Below are 9497 nucleotides of genomic sequence, written 5' to 3' on the forward strand. Positions count from 1 at the left end.
CGGGTGAGGGACGAACCCGCGACGGGCACGACGAAACCCCGCACGCCGAACGCCCACCGCCCCGCGAGGAACGAGCGCGGCCGTGGTCAGCGAAGGTTGAGCACGCCCCGCGGGTGAGGGACGAACCCGCGACGGGCACGACGAAACCCCGCACGCCGAACGCCCACCGCCCCGCGAGGAACGAGCGGGGCCGTGGTCAGCGAAGGTTGAGCACGCCCCGCCGGTGGAGAACGAACCCGCGGTCGTGGGCGGTGGTGACGCTCGTCGAGCACGATGGCGTCCCTGCGGCCGTCCTGCTTGCCGTCTCCAGCGGCGGAGCGCGTCAGATCGACCTGGCCGACTGACTCGTCGAGCAGGTCGGCCTCTCCCGCCTGGTGAGCCCTACGACGTACGGACCCAGCCACCGCGATTGCCGAACCGGTCGGTGACCCGCACCCAGCGGGCCGTGCCGGGCGAGGCGACCTTGAGGTTCTTGCGGTAGCGCGTGGTGGTGCCGTGGTTGGTGCGCCCCGACGCGTACTGGACCGTGGCCAGGGACGAGACGTCCGAGGCCCGCACCCGCAGGCGCCACTTCCTCTTGGCGTACCTGACCTTCGCGCTGGTGACCCGTGGCGCGGTGCGGTCGAAGCGGATCCGGTCGCTGACCACCTGCCCCGCCGACGTCCCGCCGACCCAGCGGACGTAGACGGTCGCCGGGGTGGAGTCACTCGCCGGTGCGGCCAGCGTCCACGCCGCGGTGCACGACGCGGAGAGCGCGAGGGGCCGGGCCGCGGCGAAGGAGGCCGCGTTGCTCGCCTCGATCCCGGTCGCGTCGACGGGAGCCACGACCCGCAGGGTGACCGAGGCCGACCCGGTCCGGGCGGCTCCACCGGCGATCTGCACGCGGGGCGTGCCGGCGCAGGGACCGGCCGTCGGGTCCTCCCCCGAGCCGACACCCTCGGGGACGACCGCTGCCGAGGTCGCCGAGGCGGACCCGGCCTGGTTGGTGGCGATGACGGTGCACGACAGCGAGGCGCCCAGGTCGGCGGAGCGCACGCGGTAGGACGGGGTGTCGGCGACCTGGACGGAGTCGCGCAGCCACACGTAGGAGAAGCGGGGGCTCGGCGTGCCGGTCCAGGAGCCGGTCGAGCAGAGCAGCGTGTTGTCGCGCTTCGGCGTGCCGGTGATGGTCGGGGGCGTGGCACTGACCGGCGCGGTCGGGGTGCCGACGTACCACGGGTCGCTGGTCACCGACGTCGACCCGACGGCGTTGGTCGCGGTGACCCGACAGGTGATCTCGGTGCCGTCGTCGGCTGCTACCAGGTCGTACGACGACCCGCTCACGCCCGGGCGGACGACACCGTCACGCAGCCAGCGGTAGGCGTAGCTGGCGGTGCCTCCGGTCCAGGTGCCGGGGTTGCACACGAGGGGCGACCCATCGGTGCTCGCGGCGCTGTCGGTGATCCTCGGGGGTGTCGTGTTGCGCGGGGCGCCGGTGGTCGACGGCGGGTCGGGGTCTGTCGGTTCGTCCGGTTCGCCGGTGCCGGGGGTGGGCGCGCGCAGCTCGGTCGCCCAGAACGTGTAGCCGCCGCCGGAGTCCCAGCGCTGGACGCGACCGTTGCGGGTGTCGGCGATGAACAGGTTGCCGGAGAGACCGCCGCCGTCACGAGCGTGCTGGGCGAGATCGGCCGGGGCGTCCAGGTAGCCGTCGCTGCTGCCTGCCCGTGCGGGATGTCCGAGCACGCGGTAGCGCTGGTAGCGGTTGCCGGTGCTGTAGAGGTAGATCGCGTGGTTGCGGGCGTCGGAGACCGTCAGGTTGCCGGCGCCGTCCACGGCCAGGCCGGTCGGAGTCGGCTTCTTCCCCCTGCCGGGGCGGGTGATCGCGGTCCGCCTGGCCGGGCTGGAGCCGTCGCGCAGGTTGTCGGCGGCGTAGGTGAGGACGGCGGCCGCGCCGGGGACCGCGACGAAGAGGCGGCCCGTCTTTCCGCCGGTGGTGCGCCCGTAGGCGAGTCCGCGGGCGCGCTGTCCGCCGGGCAGCCGCACCTGAGCGACGCCGTCGCCGCTGCTCTTGTCGTAGACCTCGACGACGGCGCTGCAGCGACTCGCGACGTACAGCGCCGACGGCCCGACCGCCAGGCCGCCGAATACGCGCGAGGAGCTCTTCGCGTCGTCCGCGCACATGTCGGGGGCGACCCGGTCGATGCGACGCAGCAGGGTGCCGTCGCTGCGGAGCCGGGTGATGGAGTCGTTGTCGACGACCCAGACCCGGTCGCGGCTGTCCGCCTCGAGGCCGATGACCGGGCCGTCCTGGTCGATCGCCACCGTGCTGCGCCGCTTGCCCGCGTCGGTGACCCGGGCCAACGCGCCACCGCGGGCGTACCCGACGTACGACGTGCCCCGGGAGTCGACGGCGATCGAGATCGGTCGCGCGCTGCCCAGCGGGGCCGACGCTGCGGCAGACGTCGCACGGACGGCCGCGACCGAGGTGGCGGCGGTCGCGGGTGCGGGCGCGCCGACAGGCGTCAGGCCCGCCGCGAGCAGCGTCAGCCCGACGATCCACCCCACAGTCGATCGCACCGGATCAGGCTAGGCGTGTGACGTGCGCCGCGGGTCGAAATGGGCAGAAGAGCGCCGATGCGGGCCCTCCCCGCCCGCGCCAGTAGACTCGCGGAGGCCTTTCGGGCCCTGATCTTCACCCCTGATCCCCAGCGAAAGCGACGTCGTACGTTCATGCCTACCCTCCGTTCCGACCTGCGCAACGTCGCGATCGTCGCCCACGTCGACCACGGCAAGACCACCCTGGTCGACGCCATGCTGCGCCAGGCCGGCGCCTTCACCGAGCACCAGGCCGAGAGCGTGGCCGACCGGGTCATGGACTCCGGCGACCTGGAGCGCGAGAAGGGCATCACGATCCTCGCCAAGAACACCGCGGTGCACTACGAGGGACCGGCCGCCGGCGGCGAGCCGATGGTCATCAACATCATCGACACCCCCGGCCACGCCGACTTCGGTGGCGAGGTCGAGCGTGGGCTGTCCATGGTCGACGGCATCGTGCTGCTGGTCGACGCCTCGGAGGGTCCGCTCCCCCAGACCCGCTTCGTGCTGCGCAAGGCGCTCAACGCCGACATGCCGGTGATCCTGGTCGTCAACAAGACCGACCGTGGCGACGCGCGCATCGCCGAGGTCGTCGACGAGACCTACGAGCTCTTCATGGACCTGCTCGACGAGTCCCACAGCCAGGACGCGCTCGACTTCCCGGTCGTCTACGCCTCGGGCCGCGCCGGCATCGCCAGCCTCGAGCAGCCCGAGAACGCCTCGATGCCCGACGGCGACAGCCTCGAGCCGCTCTTCCAGACGATCCTCGACACCATCCCGGCGCCGACGTACGACGAGGGCGCACCGCTGCAGGCGCACGTCACCAACCTCGACGCCTCCCCCTTCCTCGGCCGGCTCGCGCTGGTGCGGGTGCACCAGGGCACCCTGAAGAAGGGTCAGCAGGTCGCCTGGATGCAGCGCAACGGCGACGTCAAGAACGTCAAGATCACCGAGCTCCTCGTCACCGAGGGCCTCGAGCGCAAGCCCGGTGAGTCCGCCGGCCCCGGCGACATCGTCGCCATCGCGGGCATCCCGGAGATCACGATCGGCGAGACCCTCGCCGACGTCGAGAACCCCATCGCCCTGCCGCTGATCCACGTCGACGAGCCGGCCATCTCGATGACCATCGGCACCAACACCTCGCCCCTGGTCGGCCGGGTCAAGGGCTCCAAGGTCACCGCCCGCCTGGTCAAGGACCGCCTCGACGCCGAGCTCATCGGCAACGTGTCGCTGCGCGTGCTCCCCACCGAGCGCCCCGACGCCTGGGAGGTCCAGGGCCGTGGCGAGCTGGCGCTGGCGATCCTCGTCGAGCAGATGCGTCGCGAGGGCTTCGAGCTCACCGTCGGCAAGCCGCAGGTCGTCACCAAGGAGGTCGACGGCAAGCTCCACGAGCCGTTCGAGCGCCTGACGATCGACGCCCCCGAGGAGTACCTCGGCACGATCACCGAGCTGCTCGCCAGCCGCAAGGGCCGGATGGAGCAGATGACCAACCACGGCACCGGCTGGGTGCGGATGGAGTTCATGGTGCCGGCGCGTGGCCTGATCGGCTTCCGCACCGAGTTCCTCACCGACACCCGCGGCACCGGCATCGCGCACGGCATCTCCGAGGGCTACGAGCCCTGGGCCGGCGAGATCCGCTCGCGGGTCAACGGCTCGCTCGTCGCCGACCGCAAGGGCGCGGCGACGGCGTACGCGATGACCAACCTGCAGGAGCGCGGGACGATGTTCCTCGACCCGACGACCGAGGTCTACGAGGGCATGATCATCGGCGAGAACTCCCGCGCCGACGACATGGACGTCAACATCACCAAGGAGAAGCAGCAGACCAACATCCGGTCCGCGACCTCCGACAACTTCGAGAAGCTGATCCCGCCGCGCAAGCTGTCGTTGGAGCAGTGCCTGGAGTTCTGCCGCGACGACGAGTGCGTCGAGGTCACCCCGGAGATGGTGCGGATCCGCAAGGTCGTCCTGGACGCCAACGAGCGCGCCAAGACCGCCAGCCGGGTCCGCAAGGGCGGCAAGTAGCCCGCGATCCTGGCTCCCGGGGACGTCGAGCGGCAGGCCGGTGCTTGACCGCGCGGCTCGCCGCAACCGCGCCCGCCTGACCACTCTGGCGCTGGTGACCACCGTGGCTGCGGTGGTCAGCAGCCTGGGTGCGCCGCTGGTCCCGAGCATCGCCGAGCAGTACGACGTCTCGGTCACCGCGGCGCAGTGGGCGCTGACCTCCACGCTGCTCGCCGGTGCGGTCGCGACCCCCGTGCTCGGGCGCCTCGGCAGCGGCAGGCGGCGTCGCCCGGCCGTGCTCGCCGGCATCGCGGTGGTGCTGCTCGGCACCCTCCTGGCGGCGTTGCCCCTGGGCTACCTTCCGCTCGTGCTCGGCCGGGCCCTCCAGGGCGTCGGCCTCGCGCTGGTGCCGCTCGTGCTCGCGATCGCCCGCGACGCCTACCGCGGTGTCGAGCAGACGCGCGTCCTGGCGCTGCTGTCGGTGACCACGGTCGCCGGAGCCGGCCTCGGCTACCCGGTGACCTCCCTGATCGCGGCGTACGCCGGCCTGCACGGCGCCTACGTCTTCGGCTCGGTCCTCGTCCTGGTCACCCTGCTGCGCGCGCTGCGCGACGTACCAGCCGATCTCGACGTCGCGGCGCAACCGGTCGACCTGACCGGCGCGGCACTGCTGACCACCGGCACCCTGTCCGTGCTGCTCGTCGTGAGCCAGGGAGAGACCTGGGGCTGGACCTCGTCTCCCGTCGTGGTGCTGGCCCTGCTCGGCGTCGCCGCGCTCGTCGTCTGGGGCTGGTGGAGCCTGCGCCGACCTCAGCCCCTGGTCGACCTGCGCCTGGCCGCGAGGCCCGGTGTCGTGGGACCGCACCTGGTCGCCCTCGTGCTCGGCGTGGGCATGTACGGACTGCTCAGCCTGGCGGTGGTGGTCGTGCGCGCCGACGGCTCGGCGGGATTCGGGCTCGGCCTCGGTGTCGCGGTCGCCGGCCTCGTGCTCGTGCCCTACTCCGTGGCCAGCGTCGTCGGCAGCCAGGCCGCCCGCCGCGTCGAGCGTCGCTGGGGCGGCCGGTTCCTGCTGCCCCTCGGGTGCTCGTCGTTCGCGGCGTCCCTGGCCCTGCTCGCCTGGCAGCACGAGCACCTGTGGCTGCTCCTGGTCGCGATGGCCGTGGGCGGGCTGGGCAGCGGCTTCTCGTTCTCGTCGCTGGCCGGCCTGATCGTGCCGCACGTGCCCGACAGCGAGACCGGCTCGGCGCTCGCCCTCAACCAGCTGCTGCGCTACCTCGGCTTCGCCACCGGCTCGGCGATCAGCGTCGTGCTCCTCCAGGTGTACGGCGGCGACGGCGCCGCCCTGGTCGCCGCGCTGCTCACCCTCGCCGGGCTCTGTCTCGCGGCCGCCGTCGCCGCGTCGGTCCGGGATCCGCGTGGGGTGGCCTCGCCGTAGGCGTGGCGAGCGCCGGACCCGGTACGATGCGACCTCCACGACAGCGCTGGGGGGCGTCATGTTCAAGGATTTCCGGTGGCGCAGCGGTCTGCTGACCGGCGTCGTCACCGTGCTGGCGGCCAACGTGATCGGCCTGCTGCTCGGCTTCCTCGCCGAGGCACTGCAGGGCAGCGTCGACGAGCCGGTCTACGACGCCACGATCCGCGCCGGCAACACCGGCTGGACCGACGTCGTGGAGACCATCACCAAGATGGGCAACGTCCCGCAGACCCAGATCTGGACCGCCGTCCTCGCGCTCGGCCTCGCGACGTGGTTCTTCGCCAAGGGCTGGCGCTGGTGGATCCCGCTGGTCGTCTGCCCGCTGGCGTGGATCGTCGGGCGCTGGAGCCAGCGCGTGCTGGCCAAGATCATCGACCGCGACCAGGACCTGATCAGCCTGATCGGGACACCGATCGGCAACTACCCCTCCGGCGGCTGCCAGCGGCTCATCGTGGTGCTCGGGGTCGCGGCGTTCCTGGTCGTCCACTACGCGCGGACCTCCCGTCGTACGACGGTCCTGCTGTTCTCGGTCGTCGGCGTGCTCGGCCTGGTCGAGGCCTACGCTCGCGCCCGGCTCGCGCAGCACTGGTTCACCGACATCGTCGGCGGCGTCATCTTCGGCTGGGTGCTGCTGGTCGCGATCATCCTGACGATCCGGGCCTTCGACCCCGATCCTCCGAGGCCGCAGCCGGGTCGCGAGGCCCGAGCGAACCGGCGTGCCGCGGGAAGGTCGAGCGAGTCCGCAGCCGTGCCGCGAGGCACGAGCGGACCGGCGTGGCGGGCGAAGGTTGAGCGAGTCCGCAGCCGTGCCGCGAGGCACGAGCGGACCGGCGTGGCGGGCGAAGGTTGAGCGAGCCCGCGAGCGAGGCACGAGCTCGCGCTGGGCGAGACGAAACCCGGTGACGTGCCCGGCCGCGGCGACCCCCGGCTGACCCGTTCGACATCATCGCCGGTCCGACCCCTCCTTCGGACGCCCTCGATGCGTACCTACGTATCGTCTGCGAAGGAGACGCGATGACCACCCCTGCTGACCTGCGCGACCGCCTCGGCGCCCTGGCCGACCTCGGCGCCCACGACGCCCTGGCGACCGACCTGAGCGCGCCCGCGGCCGCCTGGCAGCGGGGGCTGGGCTTCCGGCGGCGGCGACGGATCGGGACCGCGGCGATCGTGGTCGTCGCGCTGGCGCTGCTGGCCGGCCTGGGCGGTACGGCGTTCGCGCAGCGCGACACGGTGATCGCCCCGGCGGGCAGCAACGCACCGGCCGGACTGCCGGACCGGTTCTTCGAGGTGAGCCCGTGGCTGGCCGGGACCGACGACGAGGGCCCGCTGGGCCGACTGGCGGTGCTGATCCCGGCCCAGCGCAAGGACCTGCTCGGCCGCTCCGAGGATGGTTTGGTCGGCATCTCGGCCACGACCGGGGAGTACCGCTTCGTCGACCTGCCGGACCGTGCCGAGGGCGGCACGCTGTCGCCCGACGGGCGGAAGGTGGCGTACTGGAGCCCTGGGCCGATCACGGGGACGCCCAACAGCTACGAGGACGGCTCGCCGCCCGCGTCCGGACTCGCGATCCACGACGCGGAGACGGGTGAGACGGCGCGGGCCTCGATCGAGTCCGAGCACGGGCTGATGGTCGACGACCTCGTGTGGGTCGACGACGCCACCCTGGCGGTGGGGTACGGCGACTACAGGGTCGGCGACGAGGCTGCGGGGACGCCGTTGGGCAAGGGTCAGGGCACGTCGATCCGGTGGTATCTCTGGTCGGTCGACGACGACCTGGTGCTCGAGCGCCCCCTGCCGAAGCGTTGGCTCGACGTCGACACTGCCGCCGACGGTCGCATCCTGGCGGACAAGGAGATCCTGGATCCGCGGACCGGGACCCAGGAGAGGCTTCGCTACCGCTTCGGCTTCATGGGCGTGACGGCGCTGGACGCCCTGGGCACGCGCGTCGCGCTGCCGGGTGACGGCGGCGACAACAGCCGCGTCCCCAACACTCTCCAGGTCACCGGCACCGACGGCACCACGACGATCGTGCCCGACTCGAAGCACACCTACGCGGCGATCGGTTGGTCGGACAAGACCCACGTGGCGGTCCACGCCGCCCCCGCACCGGGCCACATCCAGGACCTCCGGGTCGACCTGATCGACATCGAGGACGGGACCCGGGTCACGCTGATCGACGCGCACGGGGTCGGCGACAACTCCTTCCAGCTCGCCACCGACCTCCTCTCCGAGCCCACCCTCGACGCGGTCGATCCGCCGCACCCGCTCGACCCCCGCTGGGTCATCGCAGGCCTGCTCTCGATCGTCGGCGCGGCCGGGATCGCGCTGCTGCGCTGGAGGCGACGTGTCGCGGCCTGAGGCGCAGAGCCGGCCACCGGTCGACTTCGAGGAGTTCGTCCTGGCCCGCCGCGGCGCGCTGCTGCGCACGGCGTACCTCCTGGTCGGCGACGTCCACGACGCCGAGGACCTCGTGCAGGTCGCGCTCGCCAAGGTGGTGCCGCGCTGGAGCAAGATCGCCCACCGGCCGGAGCCCTACGTGCGCACGGTCCTGGCCCGCGAGAGCGTCACCCGGTGGCGCACCCGCCGGTGGCGGGAGAGCCCGCAGGAGATCGTCCCCGAGCCCGTCGCGGTCGGCTCCGGCTCGCGCGCCGAGCAGTCCGACGACCGGCTGCTCCTCGAGCAGGCGCTGGGCACCCTCGCGCCGCGCCAACGGGCGGTGATCGTGCTGCGCTACTTCGACGACCTCACCGAGAAGGAGACCGCCGCGGCCCTGGGCATCGCGGTCGGCACCGTGAAGTCGCAGGCCCGCGAGGGTCTCTCCCGATTGCGGGAGGCGCTCGGCGAGGACCCGGTCGGGCGGGCCTAGCTTCGCCAGGGCCCGACCGGGCCGCGCCTGTCGGCCGGGTCGGTGCTCAGCGGCCGTCCGAGGACGACGCGTCGCCCCCGCGCAGGGGCGTTGCCGCGCCGGTCTCGGCACACAGCACCTGGACCTTGCCGGCCTGCACGCCCCCGCTCCCGTTGAACGCCTCGACACCCCACCCGACGGCCACGCCGGGGCTGGTCAGCACGGTCCCCGCGGCGGTGGTGCCGCCCTGGTCCTGGATGTACATGTCCGAGCTCGGCTGCGCGTCCCAGTAGAACCCGCCCCCGGTGGCGACCTCACCGGCCTCGCACGAGGCGAACGCGTAGTCCCGCGCCCCGGCGGCGACGCTGAGGACGGCGACCCGCACGGTGACGCTGGAGAGACCCGGGTCCCCCTGCGGGCCAGGCTCGCCCTGAGGACCCGGCTCGCCCTGAGGACCGTCGGCGCCCGTCAGCTGGGAGAGCGTCTTGCTCGAGAGGTCGGCGGTCTTGACGGACTTGTTCTTGATGTCCTTGCCGGTGACCGAACCGTTCTTGATGTCCTTGCCCGTGATGAGGCCGCCGGCGACGGCAGCGCCGCTGG

The 9497-nt window shown here is 72.8% G+C and carries 7 protein-coding genes; 5 read left to right on the forward strand and 2 right to left on the reverse strand.

Annotated features, from left to right (window positions below):
* Nucleotides 1-381: 381 nt before the first annotated feature.
* A complete protein-coding gene (locus tag Q1K33_RS11735; RefSeq protein ID WP_300404103.1) occupies nt 382-2556 on the reverse strand; it encodes a hypothetical protein in 2175 nt (724 codons plus the stop codon).
* A gap of 153 nt (nt 2557-2709) precedes the next feature.
* Here Q1K33_RS11735 and typA point away from each other — a divergent pair, with 153 nt between their 5' ends.
* The 5 genes from typA to Q1K33_RS11760 all read left to right on the forward strand — a co-directional run bounded on the left by typA (nt 2710) and on the right by Q1K33_RS11760 (nt 8918).
* On the forward strand, nt 2710-4599 hold the full coding sequence (gene typA / locus Q1K33_RS11740) for a translational GTPase TypA (RefSeq protein ID WP_300404105.1): 1890 nt from the start codon (nt 2710-2712) through the stop codon (nt 4597-4599).
* Nucleotides 4600-4639: 40 nt separating this feature from the next.
* Nucleotides 4640-6013, forward strand: a complete 1374-nt coding sequence (locus Q1K33_RS11745; RefSeq protein ID WP_300404107.1) for an MFS transporter — start codon at nt 4640-4642, stop codon at nt 6011-6013.
* 58 nt (nt 6014-6071) lie between these two features.
* Nucleotides 6072-6902, forward strand: a complete 831-nt coding sequence (locus Q1K33_RS11750; RefSeq protein WP_300404109.1) for a phosphatase PAP2 family protein — start codon at nt 6072-6074, stop codon at nt 6900-6902.
* A gap of 164 nt (nt 6903-7066) precedes the next feature.
* Nucleotides 7067-8410, forward strand: a complete 1344-nt coding sequence (locus Q1K33_RS11755; RefSeq protein WP_300404111.1) for a hypothetical protein — start codon at nt 7067-7069, stop codon at nt 8408-8410.
* Nucleotides 8397-8918, forward strand: a complete 522-nt coding sequence (locus Q1K33_RS11760) for a SigE family RNA polymerase sigma factor (RefSeq protein ID WP_300404113.1) — start codon at nt 8397-8399, stop codon at nt 8916-8918. The genes Q1K33_RS11755 and Q1K33_RS11760 overlap by 14 nt, the downstream gene beginning before the upstream one ends.
* 46 nt (nt 8919-8964) lie before the next feature.
* Here Q1K33_RS11760 and Q1K33_RS11765 read toward each other — a convergent pair.
* A partial coding sequence (locus Q1K33_RS11765; RefSeq protein ID WP_300404115.1) for a hypothetical protein occupies nt 8965-9497 on the reverse strand: 533 nt, incomplete at its 5' end.

Origin of the sequence: Nocardioides sp., from assembly GCF_029937575.1 — a bacterium.
Taxonomy (GTDB): domain Bacteria; phylum Actinomycetota; class Actinomycetes; order Propionibacteriales; family Nocardioidaceae; genus Nocardioides.

Excerpts from the sequence above, each read along its gene's own strand:
- typA (WP_300404105.1), top strand. The coding sequence starts at position 2,710 with ATGCCTACCCTCCGTTCCGACCTGCGCAACGTCGCGATCGTCGCCCAC.
- Q1K33_RS11750 (WP_300404109.1), top strand. The coding sequence starts at position 6,072 with ATGTTCAAGGATTTCCGGTGGCGCAGCGGTCTGCTGACCGGCGTCGTC.
- Q1K33_RS11755 (WP_300404111.1), top strand. The coding sequence starts at position 7,067 with ATGACCACCCCTGCTGACCTGCGCGACCGCCTCGGCGCCCTGGCCGAC.